This window comes from Ralstonia nicotianae (assembly GCF_018243235.1).
Taxonomy (GTDB): Bacteria; Pseudomonadota; Gammaproteobacteria; order Burkholderiales; family Burkholderiaceae; genus Ralstonia; species Ralstonia nicotianae.
Window position 1 is genome coordinate 302051 of record NZ_CP046675.1, and the last position, 25939, is coordinate 327989.

Consider the following 25939-nt stretch of genomic DNA (forward strand, 5'->3'; position numbering starts at 1 on the left):
CGCTGGAGCACACCATGGTCTTACCGACCGAGCTGGCCAACCTGCTGCGGGCGGCCTTCACGCAGGCCAATCGGCTGCTGCGCCTGGACACGCCGCTCGGGCCGAACGCGCTGCTGCCCGAGCGGTTGGACGCCGCCGAGCATCTCGACGATGGCGGCTTCCGGCTGGAGCTGACCGCGCTGTCGGATGACGCCGATCTCGATCCGGCGCGCCTGCTGGGGCAGCCCGTCCGGCTCGACCTGCTGACCCAGCAGAGCCGCGGCGCGCTGCGGCCGTTCCATGGCCACGTCACGCGGTTCGAGCAGTTGGGCGCCAACGGCGGCCTGGTGCGCTACCGGCTGGTGATCGAACCCTGGCTGGCCTTCCTGCGCCACCGGCGCGACAGCTTCCTGTTCCAGGACCAGTCGGTGATCGAAGTGATCGACAGCCTGTTCGGCGACTACAACGGCCAGGGCCGCCTGGCGCCGGCGTGGCGCTGGTCGCTGCGCGATGCCTCGGTGTACACGCGCCGCAGCGTCATCACGCAATACGAAGAAAGCGATTTCGACTTCGTCACCCGCCTGCTGGCCGAGGAGGGGCTGTTCTACTTCTTCGAGCACGAGGCGGTCGAGGGCGATGCGCTGGGCGTGCACCGCATGGTGATTGCAGATGCCAACGATGTCTTCACCGACAACGCGCAGGCCGCGATCCGCTTCGGCCGCGCCGATGCCACCGCCAATGACGACGTGATCGACCGCTGGCAGGGCGTGCGGCGCTGGCAGACCAACGCCGTGTCGATCGCCAGTTGGGACTATCGCGCCAACACCCAGCGCAGCGCCCAGCTCGGCGCGCAGCAGCGGCGCGACGGCATCCCGCAACTGACGCTGCAGGACACCGACTACCCCGGCCAGTACTGGTTCGAAGACAGCGCCCAGGCCCAGCGCAGCGCGCGCCTGGTGATGGAAGCGCTGGAGCTGCGCGACAAGCAGTTCGACGGCGAAGGCAGCGTGCGCACGCTGGCGCTGGGCACGCGCTTCCAACTGGTTGATCATTATGAGCACGGCGACGACGGCGAGGCGCGCTTCGCCGTGCTGTCCGTCCTGCACCGGGCACGCAACAACTTCAACGAGCGCTTTGGCCAGGTGCTGACGCAGGCGCTGGGCGCGCTGTCCGGCGCCGACGCGCAAGACGCAGCGGGCAACGCGGGCACCGACGCCACGTTTTACCGTAACCACTTCACGGTCGTGCACGATACCGTGCCGTACCGCCCGCAGCAGCGCGATGCGCAGGGCCGTGCGCTGCATCCGCGTCCGACGGTCGAGGGCAGCCAGACCGCACTGGTGGTGGGCACCGGTGGCCCGGTGCATACGGACCGCGATCATCGCATCAAGGTCCAGTTCCATTGGCAGCGCGGCGCGCGCTCGGCCAGCCGGCAGCCGCATCCGGCCGGCGATGACAACGCCCGCGCGGAGGCCGGCCTGGGCTGCTGGGTGCGCGTGGCGGCGCCGGTGGCCGGGCCCAACTGGGGTGGCGTGGCGTTGCCGCGCGTGGGCCAGGAAGTGCTGGTGGAATTCGTGCAGGGCGATATCGACCGGCCGGTGGTGGTGGGCGCGGCCTATAACGGCAGCGGCCAGCGCGACGCGCAGTACAACCAGAACCAGGCCGGCGCGGCGGGCGCGACCGGCAACGCGCCGGCCTGGTTTGCCGGCGACAGCAAGAGCCAGGGGGCGTACGCGCACAACGCGGTGCTCTCCGGCATCAAGACGCAGGCGCTGGCCGGCAGCCAGACGGGCGCCTCGGGCTACAGCCAGCTCGTGTTCGACGATACCGAGGGCCAGGGCCGCACGCAGCTGAGCACCACCCAGGCCGCCACCGCGCTCACGCTGGGGCACCAGAAGGAACAGATCGACAGCGCCCGCCAGGCCGACCTTGGACACGGCGCGGCGCTGGCCACCAACGACAGCGGCAGCGTGCGCGCCGGCGCGGGCCTGCTGCTCACCGCGCACGCCGCCGACACCGGCGCCGCGCTGCTCGACAGCGAAGGCGCCGCCAGCCAGATCGAAGCCCTCAGCGAACTGGCCGAATCGCTGGCCGACGTGGCCCGGAAGCAGCAGGCCGGCCTGCCGGAAGAGCCTGCCGCGCAAGACCTGCCCGCGCTCAAGCAACTGCGGCACACCACCGAAGTGCTGCGCCACGCCGAAAGCGCAGGCAAAGGCGCCTCGGCCATCGCCTACAGCGAGCCGCATCTGCAAGTCAGCGCGCCGAAGGGGATTGCCGCGACCACGCCGGCCGACGCCGTGCTGGTGGCCGGCACCCAGATCGCATTGGCGGCCAAGCAGGACGCCAACCTCGCGGCGGGCGGCAACCTGGCAATGGCCGTGGCCGACGGCCTGACCCTGTTCGTGCACGGCAAGGCGGTGGGCCAGTCATCCGACGCGGCCCGGGGCATCGCGATGCATGCGGCGAGCGGCAAGGTGAGCTTGAGCGCCCTGAAGGGCGAGAGCCGGCTGGTGGCGGAGAAGGCCGTCACGGTGGCATCCACGCAGGGCAATGTCACGGCGGAGGGCAAGGCGCGCGTGCTGGTGAATGCGGCAGGCGCGCAGATCCGGGTGACCAACGGGACGATCGAGCTGCATGCGCCGGGAAAGACGATCTTCAAGGGGGCGGGGCATGTGTTTGTGGGGCCGGGTGGGGCAGCGGCGGATAACACGTTGGCTCAGGGCAACCTGAAGGGGTGCGGTATCCAGGAAGGCAACGCCGCTACCAGTGGAGCCGGGTCGGTTTCGCGTTGAACAACCAGAACAACGGCATGACGAATCGCATTTTGTCGGGCTTGGAGGAAGCATTGCTGAGCCCGGCCACCGAGGATGTTCCGGCACCGCATCCCGACTACATGACGCGCTGTCGGGAACTGGCCGCCGGCTATCACGCGCTGAAGCGGCGACAGGAACCTGATGAGCGCCCATTGCGCGCTTACCTGCTGCTTGATCCGTGGGATGGCAATCCTCTTGCAGCCGACCTGTCCGAGGCATGGCCCGAAGCCGCTGCGGTGCGCGCGGCCGTACCCGATGACTTCTACGCGGGCCGCGAAGGCGAGGCCCCTTGCGTGGTGCAGCTTCCCGACGACGTGCTGCCCGATGGCGATCCCGACAATTTGGCAGAGGTGCGCGCACAGGAAACCCTGGCCCGCTGGATGGAAGACGCAAGTCGGCAAGCTAGTCAACGGCTGGTGCGACAGCATTTCTGCGCTGTTCTCTTCAGCACCGACTCGGCAGCGTGGGTCGCCCGATATCTCGCCTCGCTGGGTTTCCAGTATCCGCCGGGAAGCAGCAGCGCGCGGCTGTTCCGCTACCAGGACCCGCGCGTGATGCAGCGGGTGTGGCCGGTGTTGTCTGCGGCGAAGCAGGGCATGTGGCTGGGTGCGGTAGAGGCATGGTGGTCACTGATGCAGCCGTGGGGCCCTTGGGCGATGCAGGACTTGGTTGCGTCGGAGGATGCTGCAGTGCTGGCGCCTGCGTGGTTCAAGGCAGAGCGGCCCATGGTGCCGGACGGTCAGGCCGAGACGTTGATGCTCAGCCGGTTGATGAACGCCGAGCAGTGGGGGCGAGCGCATTCGGCGCCGGTGGGCAATCGGGTGTGGATGCGTTTTGCAGAGAACGGCTGCGGCGCCGATGAGCAACCCGACGCAGATTTGATGCAGCAGCTGCTGGCAACTGGCGTGTCGTATGGGCTGGATGAGCGGAGCCTCGAAGATTTCATTTGGTGCAGCGTCCGCTACCGCGAAGCGCCGCCCGCGATCGACTGGCGAGTCCCCCATTGGTCACGCGCGTTGGAGCATACGCTGCAAGTGCTGCGCGCCGATTCCGACGCGCGTTTTATCAGCACCTTTGATGCCTACCTGAATTCCGGAGAAGACGCGCATGGCTTGCACCACCCCATGTGAGCAATGCAACCGCAAGGGGTTGCCGATCCTGTTCACGCGCTATTCCGCTGGCTATAGCTCACGGCCGGAAGGGTTGTCCATCCTCGAAAAATTCAGGCCGGCCGGGCGCTTGCAGGCGCAGCCGGGCGGCGTGCCGATCAAGACCGCGCGCTACGGTGTGCGGATGCTGCGCGCTGGCTATCTGTATCTGCGCATCGAGCGACGTGGCTTGCTGGAGTGGGAGGGGTATGCCGTGCATCCGCATGGCTATCTTCAGCAGTTTCCGGTGATGCTGCCGGCAAACGGCGAGGCACGGATCGCTTGCGAGCGCGATGCACGGCAGGCCAACAACAGCCTGATCTGGATCAAGGACGCTAAGAACGTCAAATCGCTGTGGTACGCGTTCCACCCCGACCCCATCGACCCGCAGCACCTCAAGCGCGAGATCGAGCCGAACCCGGCCAAGTACATGCAGCGTTTCGACGTGGCGGGCTGGCAGGCCGGCAGCACGAGCCAGGCCGATAGCCTGGAACCGGCGCAGCTGGACAAGCAGGTGCTCGAATTCGCGGCGCTGAGCGATGAACAGGTGCAGATGGTCGGCAACGAGCAGGGCTTTGGCCTGATGGGCATGACGCCGCAGGAGCGGGCCTGGGGGAACTATGAGACCGAGGAGAACGAGCAGCAATTCATCGCGGTGCCGGATGCGCCCCCCGTGGTCATCGACGATGTGCGCACCGTTCTCATTACGCAGCCGACGTATCAGAAGAAGCACGGCCAGCGCCTGGAGGGCATGCGCAAGTTTCTGCAGGACAACAAGGGCGCGGTGGTGGTTTGCGAGGACGCGCTCGGGATTGCCCAGGAATTGAGCCTGCATCACTTGACCGCAGCGATTCCATATGTGGCGTGGCTCAAGGAAACGGACAAGCAGGGCTACAGCAATGCCTGGAAGGACAGTGCCAGCCGTGGCATCCAGATCATTAAGGAGGCGATGGAAAAGAAGGCCATCACCGACTACGACGACGGGACTTCCCGCATGCGAGAAGTCCGGGAAAACATGGGCAGTTACTACCCGGGTTCGGATAGCGGACAACCGGTCAGGATTCGCCGGACGGACGGCAGCTACGAGACGATCAGCATCCAGGAGCTGAACCGGCGTCGGCAAGCTGATCTGCAGAAGCAAATCGATGAACGGACTGCCAAGCATGCGGACGCGGTCAAGGACCTCGGCGATGAGGCCAAGGAGAGCGTTGACGCGCACTGCAACGTGGATGCGATCAGCAAGTTCAACCAACAGCATCAGGCTCGCTTGAACGAGCGCGATGCCAAGATGAACCTGATTGCCGAAGACCTCGTTCACTGGCTTAAGGCGGACAGCCTGACGGACCGGGCGCTCGGCCTGTATGACGAAACCGCCTCGCCGGAGAAGGGGGACGGAGACCGTTGCGCGGGCCAACTGTGTACGATCCTGCTGCAACTGGACAGCAGCCCGCGAGGCAGGGCGTGGTACGGCGCGCTCGATACCTTCACACCGCAGAAGAAAAACCTAGTGTGGCGGATGCTGAGCCTGAACAACCGGGGGATCAGCCAGGAGATGGAGAGTGTGCTCAAGCAGTTGAGCTTGCCGCTGCCGCCCGACAATTCAGTGCCCACCGACACACGGGAAGCCGCACGCGACCAGAAAGCCTACGCCGATGCGCTGGCCGCAATCAAAGCGATGGGCAAGACAATCAAGAACGCCGATAAGATCAACAAGGAGACGGCCAAGATCATGGCGGCGATCGAAGAGTACAACACTGGCAAAGACAAGGCGGCAGCGGTCGCTAAGGGCAAGGACTCGCTTGCGGAAATCCGCAAGGCGGCACTGGAAAGCCGCTCGGCGGTTCTTCTGGCGGCCGTCATGGGCAAGTTCAGGGCGGCCCCGATTACGAAGCTAGAAGCGATGATTGCCAGGACGCAGGCGCTGATGCTGGTGCACGGGCTCGGCTCGAAGGCCGCAGCGCACATCGTGGAACTGCGGGAAGACAACCTCAGCAACCAGCAGCGCAAGGACGTGTTCCAGTATTTGGCGCACAAAATCCAGAAGACGTCCAGGAATCTGTTCAACCGTGGCGGGGCGGACAGCGCGGCGCAGGAAATGCGAGTGGGCTATGTCCTGTGCGGGGTGAATACATTGGCGATCATGCCCGCGCTTGCCCGAGCGTACTCGCGCCAAGACCCGCGTTCGCTGGCAGACTTGACTACAGCAGCATCGACGTTGGTCGGCTCGCTCAAGCAGGCGCGTGCAGATTTTTACGAGAAAGCGGTGTACAAGAAGGTGCCGGACGTATTGGGAAAAGCCCAAAAGACGGGGGCGACGGCAGCGGCAGAACGGGAATTGCTGGCGCTGAAGGCAGGTGCGGCGCGGTATGTGGCAGCGGGGGCAATTGTTGGGATTGTGGCGGATGTGGTGGACGCGGCGGTTGCAGGGAAAGAGGGGCGTAACCAGTTGGCCGAAGCGTATGTTGCTCGTGCGGTTACTGGAGGCCTTTCTGTATTTGGAACGATTCGGGCGGCCAGATACATTACTGCTCCGCAGTGGTTGCTTCGCCTAAATCTTTGGAGTGCTATTGCTACTGTTGCACTGACAGTTTTGATTGCAAAAATAAAAGGTAAGGCGTGGGAGAGTTGGCTGCAAGCACAGCCATTTCGTAAGTCGGAAAGTAAGAAAATTCCTTATAAAAGTGAAAGTGAAATGACGAGGGATCTGGCGGATGCATTGGTTGAAATAGGCGGATGATCTGGGAGGGATATGTTTGATTGTGAGGCGGCGTTTCTTCAGCACGGAAAGAAGCATGGAAAGAGGCGGGCTGTTGAATATATCGCTGATATAAATCGGTATACGATACTTCATCTTCCTTATGAGGCAGAAGGGACGGGATTAGTTAAGCCAAGTTTGCTTTGGGCGAGGAGTCTCTTTGATCGCAATGAGCATTTCATAGAGCTTTCCAATATGGGGGAAGAGGATAGGTCTTTGGAGTTTTTGATGGGATTATTCTTGGTGCTAGTTCCGTTCTTGCCAATTGTTGTTTTGTTTTTTATCGCGTCAAACTCAACCGACTGGCTGAATGACCTATTTATTTGCGGTGGCATGTCCGTAGTAACAATCGTTGTTGTGTCACTCTTTTGGCCATCGACGATCACACCAAATTTTGGGACGTACCTTCGCGCCCGCTACCGCTTCAACCGCACAACGCGCAAGGTGTATGTCCTACGTCCCAATCGGTATGGCGGCAATGTCATCCTCGACTGGGATCGCGTCAAGGCGCACGTGACATGGTGCGCCCCGCGAGAAATGACGCCTGACCAGATTGACGATAAATTCGCGCGTCAGCTTCGGCAGCAACGAGGAGGTGGTCCCTTCGGCATGCGAGGCTTGGTGCTGTACTGGCCACCGCTGGATCCGAATGATCCGGAACGCAAGGGTGAGGACGTGTTGTGGGTCGGTCCGAAGCTTGCCGGGGAGGGTCTCTGGCAATACATCCGCACCTTCATGGAAGAGGGCATGGACAAGGTGCCCGCACCAAATGAATACGAGTGGCTGCGCAAGGGTTTCCACACGCCAAGCCAGCATCTGGAGGAAACGGAATTGTCCGCTTCTCGTGTGCTGGACGATATCGGAGGTCGCGGCAAGAATTCCGCGCGAACGCAACTGACCTTCTTGATGACGTTTCTGTGGGCGCCGCTGCACTGCTTGGCTGAGCGCCTGTGCACATGGCCGACGTTCCCGGAAGAGTGGAACAGCGACTGCGGCCAGAAGCGCCGCGAGGATGGCATCGGGCCGGAAGAACCGTTGCGGTGGAAGCCCTCTTTAGAAACCATCGTCGCCGAGCAGGGAAAGTGTCGCGTGTCTGATTGAGACGGTGTCTTAATACCGATACTGTGCGCAGGGCGGTGCGCTGTGTCCGCGTCCGATGGTCGACGGCCGCTCCATCGATTTCGGGCGAGCCGGCCAACCGGCTGCTGCGCCTGGAGACGTCGCTCAGGCTGAACGTGCTGCTGCCCGAGCGGCTGGACGCCGCCGAGCAAACAGAGCAGCGCCGAACTCGAAGGCGAGGAGGGCTTTGTGATCGGCGGTTGGCTGCGGTCCTCGGCAGAGCCGCGTGTGCTGGTACGCCATCTGCAGAGCCTGATGCTGCCATCCGAACCCCGTGTCGGGCGCCGATATCTGCGGCTGGCGGATCGTCGCGTGTTTGAGTGGATTTGGCCCGTGCTGTCGCCACTGCAGCGTCAGCAATGGCTGGGGCCGATCAACCGATGGTGGGCGCTGAACCGGCGCAACGAGCTGGTCTTGCACGCAATGACGGAGGCCGTGCCGGAGGAGCCGCATCACGACCCTGAACTGCTCACCGCAGCACAGTGGACGCGCTTGCACGACTGCGAGCTTGCCCAGCAGATCCTTCGCGGCTGGAGCAGCTTCGCCGATCCACTGCCTGCCGACTACGTACCGCAGGCAGAGCACGCCCTGCGTTCAGTGCGGTCGCTGGGCGTGGCCGAGCCCGCCGACATCGTGCTGATGAGCGCGTATCAGCTGCAAATCCACCCCCGGCTCTGCGAGCACTCCCGCGTTGTCGAGCTGGTGCGCACGGCGCAAAACAGCGACGTGCCCTTGCAGGATGCGCTGGCCGGGATTCCCGATCCGGAAGGGTGGGATCGCATCCGGCACGAATTGACGACAGGCAGCCCGCCCAATCCGCTCGCCTGAATTCAGCTAGACACACACTGGAACCGAATCATGGCGGAAGGTCAGGCCATCAGCTACTCCCGTAATGCACAAGTCGCCGCCGCATCGGCCAAGCCGGCGTGTGGTGCCTCGGGGTGCCCGTCGTGCGTCAAGGCCGGCTTGCCGGTGCTACTGACCCGTCTCGGGTTGGCGGACAAGGGATACGCCGAGGCCAGAAAAGGGGTGTTGGCACCCATCGTCAAGAAGCTGGCCGCGCCTGATCTGGTGGCCTCGGGTTACGTCTTGCGGACCCTGCGCGCGGGCTATGTCTACGCCTACTACGAGAAGGCGCACACCCCGGAACTCGTCAAACAGCACGGATGGCAGGTGTTCCGCGTCGATCACGGCGGCTATCTGATGCCGATTCCGCTGGCGATGGCCGGCAAGGACGACGAGGCGTTCACCTGCAAGCGCAGCGAGAGCTATGCCACGGCCATGCTGTTTGTGATTCCGCAGCCCAAGCAGACCAAGCGGGTGTGGGTCGGGTTCAGTACGTCGCCGTGGAGTGCGCCGACGCTCAAGAAGTATGCGAGCCATGCGGATTTGCGTGCCAAGCGGATGGCGTGTATCGATGCGCCTGCCGGCAAGAGTGAGCAGGCGATTGGGCTAACCGTCGAGAAGGCCATCCAGTGCGTTCCTGACTACGACATCGGGCTAAAGCCTGAGGTGCTGCGCGGCAATCCGTTTCCTCGGCTGATTCCCGCCAAGGCGGGGCAGAGCAATGGGGCTGCGGCTATGGCGTCGCCGGATGCGCAGGATGAAAAGCAGGAGTCGCCGCTCTTTAAGAATCCCAAGCAAACGGTGCGTCCGGAAGATGCGCAACTGCTGTACAAGCAGGCGCACACGATGTTCGACAAGTTGCCGGGCAAGCCCTATACGGACGCCAACCTGATGATGGTGTGCGTGCCCGATGCCGAGGGGATTACGACCGAAGCCGCTCAACGCCGTATCACGCTGTGCAATTCGGCGGCGGAGTCTGTTGCCAGTAAGGATGAATTCCGCAAGTTTCAATCTGCGTTGCAGATCGAAGGCATGCTCAAGTTGATCGAGCAGAACGGACAGCAGCACAAGCAACGCAATGCCAGCTATGCCAAGCTGGACGGCACGCCGATCACGCGTACGCAGTTTGAGTCGATGCAGAAGGACGGCCGGCTTCCGCCAGACGCTGAACTGATCCCGGGTATCGTCAAGCGAGGGGTGAACCCGAATCACTGGTATCCGGACTACAACAATGGAACCGTTCGCATTCCCAATGCGCGTCAGATCGACCAGGACACCAAGGATGCACGTACGCGCTTGTTGGGCAAGCTGAGGGCGTTGCCCACGCCCAACGGCTCCACCTGCACGTACGCTCAATACCTGCAGCGCTATCGGGACAAGGCTGCAGCCGATCAGAAACGTTTGGCAGAAGTCGAGCGGGACTACAGGGTCTGGTTGCAGAGTGATGCCCGCAAGCTGGTGACGTCGCACGACTTTGACGACGCTACCCATATCGATGGGGTCTACTACGCCAAGTGCGTCGCCAACGTGACGCTGGGCGGGCCGATGTCAGACGAGGGAGCGAAGTGGTTCAAGCCATTCTTGACATCCAAGTTCGACGATAAGGAAGCGCTGCTCGCGCGCGCCTTGCTGGGCAACCAGAAGCAATTCCTCGATTGGGCCACGGACAAGGATCAGGTGTCCAAGGAATGGGATTCGGTCAAGGGCATCATGGACTTGGAGCCTGTCAAGGCAGCGGTGGCTGCCGGCAAAGGGGCGTTGCTCGACGATGTCCGGTCAACGACGCAAGCCCTGCTGGGCACCACCACGGCCGTTGTGACGAAGCTGGACCTGAAGGCAGGGCAACTCTCCGAAAAGCTGCGATATCAGCTGAAGCTGATCACCATGATGGTGATGACCCGCAGCGAGGCTGATCCGCTGCTCAAGCTCATGCGAGTGCAGATGCCACTGGCAGACGCCGTACGCATGTGGAACGTCATGCGAGGAGAAGTGGCCGAGGCCATCAAGCAAACCGTCAAGGATGGTCGGAACAAGGTCGAGAGTCTGCTGCTCAACTCGGCTGCCGCCATGGAAATGAATGGTGCGCCAAAGACGGCGATGGGGATGGTGGACGTGTACCTGATGGTGCGCGATCCTGGCGCGACGCTCAGTAAGGTCAAGCAGGGGGCGGCGAAAGGCGCCCGGTACTTGGTTGCGCCTGCGGAAATCTATGGCGCGAAGGCGGCTCGTTCGGTTGCCCAGTTCGTCGACTCGGTGACGGCGACGCAGTGGGCGAAGGGGCATATGAAGGTGGTCGCGAGCGCGAGCGGTGTATTGTCTGCGGGGTCTGGTCTATTGCAGGTGTTGTTGATCCATAAGGCGTGGGGTGATTATGCCAACGGCAATGATCAGGAGCGGATGGCTGCGAGCTTCGGTCTGCTGTCGGCTGGTTTGGGCTTGACGGCTGCGTTGTATGAGTTGCGTGCTCAATATCTGGAACATGTGGGTAAGACAGTGGTGTTTGACGGGGTGAAGCGGGTTGCGGGGTTCCTCGCGGCTGGGTCGACGGCTGTGGATGCAGTGCAGGCATTGGTCAACGCTGTAAGAGCAGCTGGTGATGGAGATGAGAAAGCGACAACTGGCTTTATTGTTCAGAGCATTGTCTTTGGACTGGCAGCTGGTGCTGCATTTGGAGCTGCTGCTGGGGGCTGGATGGGCATCGGCGCTGTAGCTCTGGGTATTGGTAGCTTAGTGCTGGTGGCCGTTGGGGTAATTGTTGGTTTCGTGATCTTGCTCGTTAAGGATAAACCTCCGGAAGTATGGGCTGCTAAAACGATTTGGGGAGTGGCAGACAAAGAAGGTAAGTGGCGTGATTTCGACGCAGAGGTGCGAGAGGCCAATAAGGTTTTGCTGTGTGCGCAGATCGACTTTTCGTTTCGATGGAACCTTATCGAGAACTTAGGCGCTTCAGCCATGGCGGCAGAAGGGGCTGGCCTGTTAGGTCAGGAACCGACCTACACCCGCGAAGCGTGGTTGCGTTTTATGTTGCCGGAAACGTTACGTAATCGGCTGGGCTGGGAAATGCGTGTCTATGCATCGGGAGGCGGGGGCGAAATGCTGGTGGGTACGGCTTCCTATACCGGCTCTGGATCGGTTGCGACGAACATTCCGGGAGTAAACGGTATAGCCCCGACGTTTACGGAAAAATCAGAGAGCGGTATTACCACACTGGTTCTGTCATCCACTGTCAAGATGACACGTTTCCACAATGCGCGTGGCACCGTGCAGGTTTTTACGTTTTCTGGCAGCGGGCATGCTATCGGCGAGCGCTCGCTGATTATTGATGAGGAGATTTGAGATTGACCATCGAATACGACGACGAGGCTAATGGACCACGCGGGAAAGCGGTGCTGGCGCCAGTCTGGAATCAGCCCGAACCGTATTTCCAGGTTTTGGACAGGCTGAAACCTATTCTTCCGCCGAGAAATAATCCTTGGCGTATAGCGCCTGATGATAAAGGCACTCGGACGCACGAACTGGCGAGAACGCGGAATTGTTTGGTGAGTGTGCACCCAGATGCCATCGCAATTGGTTCTCCGTATGGGCAAAGCAGGAGGCTTCTCGGATGGGGGGGCGTAGCATTTTCAATGCTATTGTCTCTGATTTTTCTTATTTTCTCGATTAGGCTAATTACTTACGACTATCCACGTACATGGTCTGCAGTCATAAGTTTGTTGGGGTCGATCTGTTTTTTCCTTATTTCAACGTTTTTTTTTAATTCCACGGTGAGAATGCCAGCGGACTGGCCCATCCTATTTAATCGAAAGGATCGGACGGTCACCTTCATTCGCCCGACACGACCAAAGTTCTTAAAATTCTGGGAATTCACGAGGTCCGGTGCCTTTACTTATTCTTGGGATGAGTTGAAGGTGCGTACCTACAAGCTCATCGTCTCCAACGCGGGCAAGTCGTTCCACGAATCGTACTGGATGGTTTTGCTTTGGGGCGGATTGGATGAACACGGTCAGAAGACCGTGAAGGACTGTGTGCCGATCGGCTACGAAGGCTACTTCGAGGATGAACGCCTGTTCCAAGTCTGGGAGCACGTTCGTCGATACATGGAGGAAGGCGGTCCTGCAATTCAACCCGGCGAGCGGTTGCGCAAGCCCGTCAACAATCGCAAGCCGATGGCGTTTCCGCCCGAAGTGATCGCGGCAGCAGGTGGTCCGGCGTTGAGCGTAGCGGATGTGGAGCTGCTGGCAGGGGTGGAGCCAGCGGTGCAAGGGGAGGTGAGCATCGTCGAATAGGCGGTTGCCGATCCTGTTCACACGCTATTCCGCTGGCTACAGCTCGCGGCCGGAAGGGGTGAGCACCCTCGACAAATTCAAGCCGAACGGGCGCTTGCAGGCACAGCCGGGCGGCGTGCCGATCAAGACCGCGCGCTACGGTGTGCGGATGCTGCGCGCTGGCTATCTGTATCTGCGCATCGAGCGACGTGGCTTGCTGGAGTGGGAAGGGTACGCAGTGCATCCGCATGGCTATCTGCGGCAGTTCTGGGTGATGAAGCCGGAAGCGGCCGAGGCCAAGATCGCCTGCGAGCGCGGCGCACGACAGGCCAACAACAACCTGATCTGGATCAAGGACGCCAAGAACGTCAAATCGCTGTGGTACGCGTTCCACCCCGACCCCATCGACCCGCAGCACCTCAAGCGCGAGATCGAGCCGAACCCGGCCAAGTACATGCAGCGTTTCGACGTGGCGGGCTGGCAGGTCGGCAGTACGAGCCAGGCCGATAGCCTGGAACCGGCGCAGCTGGACAAGCAGGTGCTCGGCTTCGCGGCGCTGAGCGATGAGCAGGTGCAGCGGGTCGGCAACGAGCAGTGCTTCGGCCCGATGGGCATGACGCCGCAGCAATGCGAGGATGCGATGACGCTACACGGCAGCCCTCAACGCCGCAAACGCCCATCGGCCATCGCCCACGCAATCGATCGCTTATCAAAGGAGAGCATGATGTCGAAAGCCATTCATTCGCAGCCCTGTTCCGGCCGATCGCACGGAGCCCAAGCATGAGCCGGCGCGACGATCGGATTCTGCCGCAGACCGAGGCTCAGGAACCCTCGCCGCTGACGGACGAGATGGCACAGGCGGGTATTCCGCGCCGGCGCTTTCTGACCTGGAGCGCATTGGCGGCCGGCGCGGGGATGCTGCACTTGCCGCTCGATGCCGGCGCGTCGAGCGCGCTCGGAGAGGTCCGGGCCACCTGGGTCGCCAGCGTGCTCAATCTGGATTGGCCAAGCCAGGCCTCCACGCAGATCGAGAACGTCCAGGAGCGCGTGCGGGTCCAGCAGGACGAACTATTGCGAATCCTCGACGAAGCGGTGCTCATGAACCTGAACACCTTGGTGTTCCAGGTCAAACCATGCGCGGATGCGCTCTATCGCTCCCGGCTCCTGCCCTGGTCGCCGTACCTGACCGGTGTGGTGGGCAAGGACCCGGGGTTCGATCCGCTGGCTTTCCTGCTCCAGCATGCGCATGCTCGTGGCATCAAGGTGCATGCATGGCTGAATCCGTATCGGGTCTCGATGAACACCCGCCAGGACACCCTCGATGCATTGACCCGCTCGTCGACGGATTCGCCGCCCAGCGTCTACGTTCAGCACCCGGAGTGGGTGCGCGTCGCGAACAACCGCTTCGTGCTCGACCCAGGTATTCCCGAGGTGCGCGCGTGGCTGGCAGGCGTCGTGGCAGAGATCGTCCGCAATTACCCCGTCGACGGCATCCAGTTCGACGACTATTTCTATTACGAAACCCGCGACTCGCTGCTGGACGATGCGGCCACCTACCAGCGCTACGGCGCGGGCTTCGCCGACAAGGGCGACTGGCGCCGCGACAACACCTATCGGCTGATCCGGGACATCGCCTGCACGATCAAGGCGATCAAGCCCTGGGTGGTGTTCGGCATCAGTCCGGCCGGCGTCTGGCGGAACAAGCAGGACGACCCGCTGGGCTCGGAGACCCAGGCCGGCGCGCCGAACTACGACGTCGCCTATGCCGATACCCGCCGCTGGGTGCTGGAGGGGCTTATCGACTACATCGCGCCACAGATCTATTGGCCGTTCGCGCGCCAGATCGCGCGCTACGACGTCATCGCCCGCTGGTGGGCCGACACCGTGCGGCAGACCCGGACCCGGCTCTATATCGGCATGGCGCTGTACAAGGTGGGCACGCCGAGCACCGCCGAACCGGACTGGACGGTGGAGGGCGGTGTGCCCGAAATCGCGCGACAACTGGATCTCAACGAGGCGTTGCCGGAGATCCACGGCAGCATGCTGTTCCGGCACGGGTTCCTGCGCGAACCGCAGACGCAGCAGGTGGTGGCCTACATCAGGCGGCGCTGGCAAGGGCGGTAGCCGGCCACGGGATGCGCCCGTCGGTCTGCCCGGAAAGCGGCTGCGCGCGAGGATGTTCCCGGCCCCGGCACTGTCGCTTTAAGGCATCTCACGCAGTAGACTTGCACCAACTTTGTCGACCGTTTTTCTACCCATGGCAACCCTCCAGTTCGACCAGCTTCTTGCTCCGCTCTCCGGCCCCACGCCTTGCGGCGAAGACATGCTCTTCTCCACCGAATTCGACACCATCCAGGAAGCGCGGCGCTTCGACGACCCCTCGCTCGATCAGGGCGACTGGGTGACCGAGATCAAGGAGGCGGACTGGCGCGCCGTCGTCTCGGAAAGCACGGCGTTGCTGCAGAAGCGCACCAAGGACCTGCGCCTGGCCGCGTGGCTGACCGAGGCGCTGTCCAAGGAGCGGGGCTTCGCCGGCCTGCGCGAGGGCTACGAGCTGATCGCGGGGCTGTGCGAGCAGTACTGGGAGCACCTCTTCCCGCTGCCCGAGCCGGATGATCCCGAGGCGCGCACCGGCAGCATGGCGTGGCTGGCGGGGCGCTCCAGCCAGTTGATCCGCGAGGTGCCGCTGGTGGAGGCGGGCAACGGCGGCTTCAACTATGTCGACTGGGAGGTCGCCACCAACCTGATCGAGGCGATCCGGCGCGATCCGGAGCAGGCGGATGAGCTGTCGCGCGGCAAGGTCACGCAGGATCAGTTCGAGGCGGCGCGCCGCGCGTCGTCTTCGGCGTTCTACACGGCGCTGTACAACGACGTGGTGGGTTGCGGCGCGGCGCTGCTGCGGCTGGAGTCTGTGCTGGACGGGCGCGCCGGGGATCATGCGCCGAGCTTCCGCGCCGCGCGCGAGGCCTTGCAGGCAGTCCGCGCTCTGGTCGAGCGTTTCGGCGGCAAGACGGAAACCAAGCCCAGCGCGGTCGAGCCCAAGACCACCACCGCGCCGCAGCAGACCGCCCAGCCCGTCGCCGAGGCCGTGCCCGATACCGGGGTCGGCCCGATCCGCACGCGCGCCCAGGCGCTGAACCAACTGCGCGAGGTGGCCGAGTTCTTCCGCCAGACCGAGCCGCACAGCCCGGTGGCCTACCTCGCCGCGCGCGCGGCCAAGTGGGGCGACATGCCGCTGCACGCCTGGCTGCGCGCGGTGGTCAAGGACGATGCGACGCTGTCGCAGATCGAAGAACTGCTGGGGTTGGGCGATCCGCCGGCGGATGACGCGAGTTGATGGCGGTTGTGTGGGCACGCGCGGCCGGCCGTCCTGGGCGGCAGGCGGTGCGTGCATGACTGCGTGGAGAAATCAGCCAGAATCCGGGCGCTCAGTGGCTGGACTGGCGGTGTGCCGCGTCGGTGCTTCCATCGCGAGCCGCACTGCCCTTTCGCAACGGGCAAAGTCGTAGCTTCGGAAACGGAGGTTTCCCTCGCCGCAGCGGCCGAGTGCCATCATTTCGGGAATGGGCAGCAGTGGTCCGGCCAGCATGCGCGTTGCCGCGACGCTGATGAGGCAGCAGGCCAGCGGCAGCAGCGTGAGCGAGAACGCCAGGACCGCCATGACGGGGCCGATGTTCTGCGCACCGGGTTCGCTCGCAAGCAGCACGAAGGCCATCGGCAGGATCATCGCAGCGGCGTACCCACTGCGCGTCCCCACGGCTTTCGCGAAGCCATGGGGACGGCGCGCCAGCAGTTCATCGAAGCGCCTGGGCAGGTCTCTCGGCGGCCGGACGGCATAGACGATCCGCGAACGGTGTCCTTCACGCAGGCGAAGCCCCCAGGCCGAGAACATGTCGCGTTCCCACCAGCCTACGGCACACACCCGTTCGCCTGCGGCGAGATCGGCAAAGTTGGGCGCGTTGCAGGGTAGCGGATGGTTCGTGACCTGATATTCGCAGAAGTGGATGACGCGGCCATCGTCCAGTTCGAGCACGACCGGTGTCACGCGGTAGTACATCTCGCTCGACGGATCGTTGGCGTCGTGCCACATGTTGAGCCGCGCCAGCGGGGCAACTTGCAGCCCCATGGCCTGATATACGTCGAACGCCGCATCGCCGGCCCGGACGGCGCGGATGACGCCCTCCATGACCGTGGCGGGCGCACCGCCGAGCCGCTCGGCCAGCCAGTGCTCGATGCATTGCCATGCCCAGACCAGGTGGCACCAGACCCACCAGATGCCTTTCACGATGGGAGAGGGAAGGCGGCGGCGAAGGACCGCGTGGGCGCGGTTCCGCTGTCGTGGTCATCCGGGCGGGTTGGGCCCGCTGCCTGTTGCATGCCGGCACGTGGCTTGCTGATTTCCGTCACCGGTTGCTGTGCGGCGTTGGCGGCCGCCGGGCGCTCCCGTGAGGGAGCGCGGCCGGATCCGTTTCCACTCACTGGCTAGCCCGGAACTCGATCCGCCGATTGCGCGACCGCCCCTCGTCGGTGGCGTTGGGTGCCACCGGCTGGTCCGGCCCGACGCCGATGGCGGTGAGCGTGCCGGGTTCGGCGCCCTTGCTGATCAGGTAGTTCTTCACCGTCTCGGCGCGGGCCTGGCTCAGGTTGAGGTTCATGGCGCGGCTGCCCGAGTTGTCGGTGTGGCCGACGATCTCGATCTTGCGGCCGTTCAGGCGCGGCAGCACGGCGGCCATTTCATCCAAGATGCCGCGGCCCTTGGGCGTGAGCGTGGCGCTGCCGGTCTCGAACTCGATGATGCGGTTGGCCAGGGTCTGGTCCAGCAGGCTCTGTTCCGAGACGGCGGCCACGCGCAGTCCGTTCTTGATCGTGTAGCTGGCGCCGAGCGTGGTGGCCATATCGCTGGCGAGCTGCTGGCGCTGTGCTTCGTTCTGCACGTCGCCGTGCACGGCCACCTGCGTGCCGTCGATGTTGAGCTGGCCGCGGCTGACCTGCTTGATCTGCGGTGACAGGATCTTCTGCACGTTGCCCGTCCAGTTGGGCGGCGACACCACGTTGCCGACCTCGATCTGGTCGACCACGTTGGCACTGCCGTAGAGCTCGCGCAGCCTGGCCAGCACGCTCGCCTTGGTGGCTTCGTCCGGGACCATGCCGCCGGCCACGACCTGCCCCGGCACGGGGCTGGTTGCGGACGCGGGGGCCGGGTCGCCCGGCGCGGCGTGAGCGGGCAGGGTGCCCAGGCAAGCCGCCGCGAGGGCCGCCGCCAGTACCGTTGCAGGCCGGAAGCCGTACCTGATTGCATCCAGACCCATGTTCATTCTCCGATGAAGACTTCGCGGAAGGTGTCGACCGCCACGCGCAGCGACAACTGCGGCTGGTCGAGGTAGCTGACGAATTTGCCCATGCCGTATTCCGTACTGACGTGCTGGTCGACCCATTCCGGATCGTCGATGTTGATGTTCTGCTCGGCGTACGCCAGCGGTGAAATGATGCTGTGCAGGGTGCGCGACGACGCCCCGTTGAAGCCGATGACCAGGCGCTCGGCACCGTTGATCCGGCCCAGGAACAGCGAGAGCTCGAAGTCGGCGCGCTGCAGGAAGCGCGAGACCAGCTCCAGCCAGAAGCTCGCCACCAGGCTGCGGTAGAGCGGATCGGCCGGCAGCGGCAGCGTGAGCCCCTTCTCCAGCCGCGACGAGCCGCTGGACATGACCGGCTGCAGCAGCGTGCCCAGCGCCAGCAGCGTGCGGCGCAGGCGGATGTCGTGGCCTTCGGCGCGCAGCATCTGTTCCAGCCCGGCAACGGTCTGGAAGTCGATGAAGTCCGAGAAGCTCGCGTCGTAGGTCTGCGTGCCGGCGCCGGTCTCCACGTCGTGCTGCGATTCGGCCAGCAGGCGCAGCCCCTCGGTGGCGTCGGCGGCGCGGGCGAGCGAGATCATCTGCTGGCCGGCGCGCGTCCACAGCCGCGCCAGCGCCAGCGGGCTGCGGGCGATGAAGTTGATCGGGCGCTCGACCTCCATCGCCGTCGCCGTCAGGAACGGAAAGCGGCGCGAAGACAGGTCGCTGCTGGCCATCAGCGTGCCGGCGATCGCCAGCCGGCTCTGCGAGCCCAGGAAGGCGAATTGCACCGGCTGCCAGGTGTCGTAGGTGGCCTTCCAGTCGGGCGCCTCGGCCAGCAGCTCCATGCCCTGGGCGAGCCAGCGGTCCAGCGTGTCGAGCAGCTGGACGTTGTTCGCGCTTTTGACGAAGTCGCCGCGTGAGGGCAGCTTGCCGAAGTACGAGAGCTGCAGCTGGGTCTGACTCATTGCGCCGTCCCCCCTTGCTCTTGTGTGACGAGGGTCCGGGCGGTGGCCTGGGTCGTCGCGGCGGCCGCGCTGGCCGGGCGGCTGCCTGCCGGCGCGGGCGGCGTGGCGGTGTTCTGCGAGGCGGTCGCGTCCGCGATCGAGGTCGGCAGGCGCAGGCCGCGCAGGCCCTGGCCTTGCGGCGAGTCGGAGCCCGAGGTGCCGGCCGTCTGCGGGCTGCTGATGATGCGCAGGCTGACCGACACGCTGATGTCGCCGCGCGCCCACGTCAGGTCGAACGCGCCATCGGGGCGACGCTTGCGGTTCGCGGTGGCGATCAGGCGCTCCAGGCCGAAGCGGCCCGGTTCGTTGAGCAGCTCCACGGTGCGGCCGTCGAAGGTCGTGGCCGTCACGCGCGCGCCCGGCGTGCCCTGCGGATTCGGCCAGACGAAGTTGGCCCATTGCGGCGGCGTGTTGCGGTAGCGCAGCTGCTGGCCGTCGATCTCGATGGTGTATTCGGTGGTGCCCTGCGACGGCACCGGCAGAATCTGGAACACCGTCTGCGGCGCCGCGGCCGCCGCGCCACCGGCACCGCCCGCCGCACCGCCCGTCAGCGGGGCGATCCAGCGCGTGAAGCCGGCGGTGAACTCGGGCACGAAGGCCAGGCCCAGGTCACCCCAGGTGCGGGCCGCCAGCATGTCGCCGCGGCGCACCGACAGCGGGCCAATGGTCGTGTTGGCGAACTTGGCGATGGCGCCCTCCGGCCCGAAGATCTGGCCGATCTCGGCCGCGCTGGCCTCGATCTTGGCGTTGGCGGCAAACGGATACTTCTCGGCCAGCGTCTGGCTGAACGGCTGGTAGACCTGCGCGTTCCACACCTTGTTGATCTCCACGCTGGCCGGCCGGATCACCACCGCATATGACTGCAGCAGCGGGCGCACCAGCAGCGGGCGCAGCGTCTGGCGTTCGCTGTCGGTCATGCCGGTCAGCATCTGCTCATCGACGTACTTGAGGGTGTCGGCCAGCTCGGAGCCGTTGCCGTCCAGCGTCTGCTGCATCAGCTGGCGCGCGCCGGGGCCGGGGTCGCCCTGGTTCTTGATGAGGTTGAAGCGGGTGCGGACCTTGGACAGCGCGTCCATGTAGCCGCGCAGCAGCGATTTGTCGTCGTGCATCACCGCCACGCGCGCCAGCCCGGCGAACTCCTTGCCCACCGGCCCCATCGGGATGCTGCCGGTCTCGGCGTTGCCGCCCACGTCCACGTTGACGTTGATCTGCGACGGTGTCTGCCGCGCGAAGAGCTGCTTGAACCAGCCCAGCACGCCCGACTTGGCCTGCTTGAGGCCGGCGTTGAGCATGGACGGGTTGTCCCACGAGGTCTGGTCGTAGGCGGTGTCGAGCACTTTGCGGATCGGTGAGTTGGTCGGATCGCCCAGCAGGTTCATGCCGGCCACGGCCTGCTCGAAGCTGGTGAAGTCCTGCACGGCCACGCCCTGCATGAAGCGTTGCCACTCGCGGGCGTACTCGGTCTTGTACATCGTGACCAGGGTCTTCTGGATCTGCTCGGGGCTGCCTTCGAGCGTCAGGTCGTCGCGGGCGGCCACGTTGAGCACCCAGTCCTTGGTCTGCAGCTCCTTGCTGGCGGCCTCGCGGATGGCGGGCTGCACGTAGCCCTGCCATGCCTCCTTGGTGAAGGTGCCGGGCACGGCGTAGCTGCCGGCGATCACGTTGCCGCCGGTCTCGCCGACGATGCGCGCGACCGTCATCGGCGCATAGCGGGTCGAGGCGCGGGCCTTGATCTCGGCGTAGGCGCGTTCGCGCGCCGGCATGCCGCGCACCACGCGGCGCAGGTTCTCGCGGGTCTGGTCGATCAGCGACAGGTTGCCTTCCAGCAGCGGCCAGTTGTCGTCATTCACGCGGGCGAGGAAGAACGACAGGTTGCGCTCGGCCGAGCGGATCATCTGCTCGCGCGGCATGTTGCCCCGGTTGTCTTCCAGCCAGCCGCGCCAGAAGCGCGTGATCTGGTCGGTCAGGTGCGCGACTTCCACGTGGCGCTTGTCCGACAGCATCAGGTAGGTCTTGAGCGCGTTGTAGCCGTCTTCCACGTTGGAGGGCGAGGCATCGGTGAAGCGCTTGCCGGCCGGCGCGGCGGCCGTGGCGGTGGCCGTGGGCGATGCCGATGCCGATGCCGGCGCACCGGCGGCGGCGCCCGAAGCCGCGATGGTGGCCGTCGCCGAGGTGACGGAGGTGGCGATCACCGCGCCGGTCTCGGGCGGACGCACCATCGGCGCGAGCTGCTCGGGGTGCGTGTTGACCTCGGCCAGGAAGGTCTCGAGCGCGCCGCCCACCGGCTTGAGCATCACCTGGCGCAGGCCGTTGTAGTACTCGTCGAGCAGCTTGTGCTGCAGCGCGTCGCCCTGGTATAGCCCCAGCGACAGCGCCAGCGGATGCTCGCCGCGGAAGCGCTCGAGCTGCTCGATGCGGTCCTGCAGGATGTCCAGCGCTTCCAGCCGGGCTTGCAGGTCGACGCGGTTCTGCTGCAGCTTGACGATCTTGTCGAGGTCGGCCTGCACGTTGGCGGTCAGCGTGCGGTTGCCCATGTACGACCACGTCCAGCCGCCCAGCAGCAGGCCCAGCGCCAGCACCAGCCCGAAGAAGGTGGCGATGCGCAGGCGCGTCTTGGCCGGGCTGGCGAATTGCCGCACGGTCTGGCGGTCGGAGAAGATGACCTTGGAGAACAGGTCGCGCAGGAAGAAGCCGTTCTTGGAGAACACCTCGCGGCTGCGCGCGGCGCCGTCCGTGCTGAGCCCGAAGCGGCGCGCGATGCGTTCGGCCGAGGCGCTGTTGGTGGCGCCTTCCTGCAGCGCGCTGGTGAAGTAGAAGCCGCGGAACACCGGCTTGTACTGGAAGGGGTTCTCGTCGAACAGCGTCACCAGGAAGGCGCGCAGTGCCGGCTTGATCGAGGCGAACTCCAGCGGAAAGCTCAGCAGCCCCGGCGACAGCTTGTTCTTCTGGTGCAGCGAGATCTGCGCCACGCTGATCTCCTTCAGCCCGTCGCACAGCTCATCGAAGCGCTGGTCGAACAGCGCCGCCACGTCGGGCTTGGCGTCCGGCTCGAAGGGCAGGGTGGCGCCCCACACGCGGTCGCGCTCCTGCTTCTCGCTATCGCCGAAGAATTCCGTGAAGCCGGTGATCAGGTCGGCCTTGGTGAACATCACGTAGACCGGGGCGAACACTTCCAGCCGCTCGGTCAACTCCTGCACGCGCTGGCGCAGGTTCTTGGCGAGGTTGATGGCGAACTCGGGACGGTTCTGCGTGAGCTCCGACACGCTCACCGTTACGACGATGCCGTTGATCGGCGCCTTGGGGCGGTAGCGCTTGAGCAGGTCGAGGAAGCCGAGCCATTCGCGGCGGTCTTCCTCGTGCACCGAGTAGCGGCCGGCCGTATCGAGCAGGATGCCTTCGGTGGTGAAGAACCAGTCGCAGTTGCGCGTGCCGCCGATGCCCTGGATCACCGCGCCGCCCTTGTCGGCGAACGGAAACTGCAGGCCCGAGTTCAGCACCGCCGTGCTCTTGCCGGCCGCCGGGTTGCCGATCACGATGTACCAGGGCAGCTCATAGAGGGCCGCATCGCCCGACAACTGCCCGAGCTTGGAGCGCTTGATGGTCTTGACTGCCTCGGCCAGGCGCACGCGCAGCGCCTCGACTTCCTCGCGCTTGTCCGGCGCGGCGCTCTTGTCGGCCGCCTGCTCCAGTACGCCTTCGAGCCTGGCGCTCGCCCGGCGCGCGCGCCAGCGTTTCCAGAGCGCGGTCGCCAGCCACAGCGCCAGCAGCACGCCGAGCGCGATGCCGGCCCAGACCAGGCCAATCTCGAAGGTCAGCGCGATCAGCAGCAGGATGATCGTCAGCGCGAGCACGCCCAGAACCGAGAGCGTGCGTGAGTGGGTCAGGAAGTTGAGGAAGCGTCGCATGTTGCCTTCGGCTCGGGAACGAATCGGAAATCGGGGGTCAGGTCAGGCTCGGCACGACTGCGATCGCGCCGCGCTGCTGGATGTCGTTGGCGGTCAGCGCCAGCACCGGGCGTCCGGTCTGCCGGCTCAACTGGTGGGCCAGGGCCACGGGCAGCAGCGCGCCGGCCGCGCCCAGGTAGCCGCACGGCTGGCCAAGCGAGAGCACGTCTTCGGCGGCGTCCAGCGCCGGAAAGCGCTCGGCGACCACGCGCGCGACCTCCGCCGTGCGCACCGGATGCACGCCGGTGTCCGCGACCACGGCTGCGATCGGGGGCGGCGACGCGGGTGCCGCATCGGCGGCGGGTTTGGCCTGGTTGCTGTCGTTGGCGCCGTCCGGCGCGGCGGCCAGCGTCTCCAGCACCTGGCGGACCGCGCTGGCCAGCGCATGGGTGTCGGGCTGGCCGCGATCGGCGGTCGGCGCACCCAGGCGCGCCACGCTGGCCCGGGTGAGGACGAGGGCCGCCGCCGGCGCTTCGTCATCCGCGGGCGTGTCCGCTTTCGCACGCTGGGCCAACGGGTCGGCCGGCGAGCACAGCAGCACGCCGGCCGCCGCTTCGCCGGGCAGGCGGCCGTGCTTGTTCTGGTCGGCGTCGTACAGCTGCGACTGCTGCGTCAGCTGTTCCACCGCGCGCATGCCGATCAGCGAATCGGCCACCACCACTATGCGCAGCGCGCGCTCCTCGTTCGGGCGGTTCAGCGCCTGGGTCGCGCGGTCGAGCAGGAGCAGTGCATCGGCGTCGCCCTTGGCGGCGATGGGCTCCAGCGTCACGCGCTCGGCCGGCCAGTGCGGGCGGATCTGCTGGCGCAGCCAGTCATCGGCGGCGCTTTGCTGCGGGGGCGTCCAGTCGCGCGGCAGCAGGGCGGTGACGACCAGCCGCACGGGCTCGCCGCCGGCCTGCGCGGGGAGGCTGGCGGCGGCCTGCGCGGCCAGTTCGTCGATCACGTCGCGGCACAGCGTCAGCGCGCGCAGGCTTTCGTCCGTCCACGCCAGCCCGGGATGGCGCTGCACCAGCTTGTCGCGCAGATCCTTGATGTCGAGCCCTTTCACCGGGGCCGCGAAGACCGGCGAGCCGACCCCCTGCACATCCGTCATGTCCGGCTGCGAGTAGGTCTGCGCGGCTTTGACCAGCGTGTCGATGTCGGCGCCGGCGGCCGTGCGGAAGGCGCTGCCGAGCAGCGTGGCGCGCCAGTGGCGGGTGGTGTCCTGCGGGTCGGTTGCCGCTGCGGCGCTGTCCGCGGCCACCGGCGCGGTGGTCGCCGCGAGTTCCCGTCCCGCCGCGACATTGGTGCGGATGCCGTCCAGCGCACGCCGGATGACCCGGTAGCCGATCACCATGCCCAGCGGCAGCAGGAACAGGCTGGTGACGATGTCGGCGGTGGTCGGCATGCGGTGGGTGGCCTGCCACCACGCGATGGTGGCCATCCACACCACGGCGAACACCGCCAGCAGCGTCAATCCGGAGCGGAACAGTCTTTTTGCGAGCATGGAGCGGCCGTCAGATGCTGCCGGTGGTGCCCTGGCTGGCCAGGAGGGTGGCGCCGCAGGCCGTCTTGTCGCCATGGCGCGCGGCCTGCCGGCCATCGATGACGACGTTCGGATCGCCCGTGACGATGACGGTCGTGCCGCCGTGACCCGATTGCGGGCACGTGACCTTGTCGCCGACGCAGGCGATGCCCTTGCCGCCGGTGGTCGTGTTGCCCGAGGCGGTGATCACCACGCCGCCGTGGTCGGTCTTGTCGCCCAGCAGGATGAAGGGACGTGTCATTGCGTTTGCTCCAATCGATGTATCGATGCCGCTGCGGCCTCAGCCCGGGCGCTTGCCAAGCACGCCGCGGCGGCGCAGCTCCACGTGGCCCAGGTCCATCATCTTCCAGCGGCCGCCCCAGACCAGGCCGACCGATTCCGCCGCCTGCCCGTACAGCGCGTAGCCGCGCATCGCCCACGGGTCTTTCTCGCTGATCACCAGCTTGCCGTCCCGGAAGAACGCGCTGTCGGCCGCCAGGCCGTATTGGTGGTAGCTCTGGAACGCCGTGGCCTGCGTGACGTTGCTGCCCATGGCAGCGAGCTTTTCCTGCCGCTCGGGGCTGCGGTAGCCCTCCAGCAGCGCCATTTCATAGCCGTGCTCGTCGCGCATGATCTTGTAGACCAGCAGCAGGCGCTGGCGGAAGTCGGCATCGAGCAGGTTCCAGTCGCGGCTGGCATCGCGGATGGCCGGCCGGATCAGTTCCACTTCGCGCGTGGTGAACACCTCGGGCGGCAGCGGCGGCGGGGGGATCAGCCGCTCGCCGTTGAGCAGCGCCGAAATGTGCGGATCCGGCTCGCGCACGGTGTCGTCGTCGAACTCGAACGATTGCCGCTCGCGCAGCGCCAGCGCCAGCATGGGCGGCACCGACAGCACTCCCAGCGCGCCCAGCAGCAGCGCGCGCCGGCGCACCACGAACTGCTTGAAGGCGGAGGCGTTCGATGCCGCGCTGTCCACCGATTCACGCAGGGTCCCGGCCGAGCGCGCTCCGACCATCGTCGCGCCCGCCGTCAGCCGGCGCCACTGCGCGCGCGCGGCCGCCACGCAGCGCTCCCGCACCGACGGCAGCAGCAGCACGGCGGCAATCGCCACCATGGCGAGGAAGTAGAGAGCGAGAGCGGCAAAAACCATGCAGACTGGCGAGCGCAGGCGTTGAAGTCAATTAAGTTTGACTTATATCTGTGTTTTTCGGGTGGAATATTAAGAAACG

General features: G+C 65.2%; 17 protein-coding genes. 10 read left to right on the plus strand and 7 right to left on the minus strand.

Annotation, left to right across the window (positions count from 1 at the left end; all coding sequences use genetic code 11):
- The first annotated feature begins 14 nt into the window (after window positions 1–14).
- The 10 genes from tssI (at window position 15) to tssA (ending at window position 16262) form a co-directional block, all read left to right on the plus strand.
- Entirely contained in the window at window positions 15–2771 is a 2757-nt protein-coding gene (gene tssI, locus GO999_RS17805; protein ID WP_211907054.1) for a type VI secretion system Vgr family protein, read from the plus strand.
- A 17-nt stretch (window positions 2772–2788) separates the two neighbouring features.
- A complete protein-coding gene (locus GO999_RS17810; RefSeq protein WP_043898209.1) occupies window positions 2789–3922 on the plus strand; it encodes a DUF4123 domain-containing protein in 1134 nt (377 codons plus the stop codon).
- Window positions 3900–6677 carry a T6SS effector BTH_I2691 family protein gene (locus GO999_RS17815; RefSeq protein ID WP_211907055.1) on the plus strand — a complete coding sequence of 926 codons (2778 nt, stop codon included), beginning with the start codon at window positions 3900–3902 and terminating at the stop codon, window positions 6675–6677. Before GO999_RS17810 ends, GO999_RS17815 begins: the two co-directional genes overlap by 23 nt.
- Window positions 6678–6689: 12 nt before the next feature.
- Window positions 6690–7796 (plus strand): MFS transporter, encoded by a 1107-nt coding sequence (locus GO999_RS17820; protein WP_211907056.1) that lies wholly within the window; start codon window positions 6690–6692, stop codon window positions 7794–7796.
- Window positions 7797–8042: 246 nt separating this feature from the next.
- Window positions 8043–8642, plus strand: coding sequence for a DUF4123 domain-containing protein (locus GO999_RS17825; protein ID WP_249215127.1), 600 nt, complete (start codon window positions 8043–8045; stop codon window positions 8640–8642).
- Between the two features lie 30 nt (window positions 8643–8672).
- Window positions 8673–11996, plus strand: a complete 3324-nt coding sequence (locus tag GO999_RS17830) for a T6SS effector BTH_I2691 family protein (RefSeq protein ID WP_211907058.1) — start codon at window positions 8673–8675, stop codon at window positions 11994–11996.
- Window positions 11997–11998: 2 nt separating this feature from the next.
- A complete protein-coding gene (locus GO999_RS24820; protein WP_249215106.1) occupies window positions 11999–12946 on the plus strand; it encodes a DUF6708 domain-containing protein in 948 nt (315 codons plus the stop codon).
- Between the two features lie 4 nt (window positions 12947–12950).
- Window positions 12951–13709 (plus strand): T6SS effector BTH_I2691 family protein, encoded by a 759-nt coding sequence (locus GO999_RS17840; RefSeq protein WP_211907059.1) that lies wholly within the window; start codon window positions 12951–12953, stop codon window positions 13707–13709.
- Window positions 13706–15049: a glycoside hydrolase family 10-like protein gene (locus tag GO999_RS17845; protein ID WP_019719444.1), complete on the plus strand. Its 1344-nt coding sequence runs from the start codon at window positions 13706–13708 to the stop codon at window positions 15047–15049. The genes GO999_RS17840 and GO999_RS17845 overlap by 4 nt, the downstream gene beginning before the upstream one ends.
- Window positions 15050–15182: 133 nt before the next feature.
- The gene (tssA, locus tag GO999_RS17850; RefSeq protein ID WP_211907060.1) at window positions 15183–16262 is read left to right on the plus strand and encodes a type VI secretion system protein TssA; all 1080 of its coding nucleotides are present in this window, start codon (window positions 15183–15185) and stop codon (window positions 16260–16262) included.
- 72 nt (window positions 16263–16334) lie between these two features.
- Here tssA and GO999_RS17855 read toward each other — a convergent pair whose 3' ends face one another.
- The 7 genes from GO999_RS17855 to GO999_RS17885 all read right to left on the minus strand — a co-directional run bounded on the left by GO999_RS17855 (window position 16335) and on the right by GO999_RS17885 (window position 25860).
- The gene (locus tag GO999_RS17855; RefSeq protein WP_249215107.1) at window positions 16335–17210 is read right to left on the minus strand and encodes a hypothetical protein; all 876 of its coding nucleotides are present in this window, start codon (window positions 17208–17210) and stop codon (window positions 16335–16337) included.
- Between the two features lie 190 nt (window positions 17211–17400).
- Complete coding sequence (locus tag GO999_RS17860; RefSeq protein WP_211907061.1) at window positions 17401–18234, minus strand: OmpA family protein; 834 nt, start codon at window positions 18232–18234, stop codon at window positions 17401–17403.
- Window positions 18235–18236: 2 nt separating this feature from the next.
- On the minus strand, window positions 18237–19223 hold the full coding sequence (gene tagF, locus GO999_RS17865; protein WP_019719447.1) for a type VI secretion system-associated protein TagF: 987 nt from the start codon (window positions 19221–19223) through the stop codon (window positions 18237–18239).
- Window positions 19220–23167: a type VI secretion system membrane subunit TssM gene (gene tssM, locus GO999_RS17870; protein ID WP_211907062.1), complete on the minus strand. Its 3948-nt coding sequence runs from the start codon at window positions 23165–23167 to the stop codon at window positions 19220–19222. The genes tagF and tssM overlap by 4 nt, the downstream gene beginning before the upstream one ends.
- Before the next feature lie 37 nt (window positions 23168–23204).
- A complete protein-coding gene (locus GO999_RS17875) occupies window positions 23205–24692 on the minus strand; it encodes a hypothetical protein (RefSeq protein ID WP_211907063.1) in 1488 nt (495 codons plus the stop codon).
- 10 nt (window positions 24693–24702) lie between these two features.
- Entirely contained in the window at window positions 24703–24972 is a 270-nt protein-coding gene (locus GO999_RS17880; protein ID WP_011004063.1) for a PAAR domain-containing protein, read from the minus strand.
- Between the two features lie 39 nt (window positions 24973–25011).
- Window positions 25012–25860 carry a M15 family metallopeptidase gene (locus GO999_RS17885; RefSeq protein ID WP_021155949.1) on the minus strand — a complete coding sequence of 283 codons (849 nt, stop codon included), beginning with the start codon at window positions 25858–25860 and terminating at the stop codon, window positions 25012–25014.
- Window positions 25861–25939: the final 79 nt, after the last annotated feature.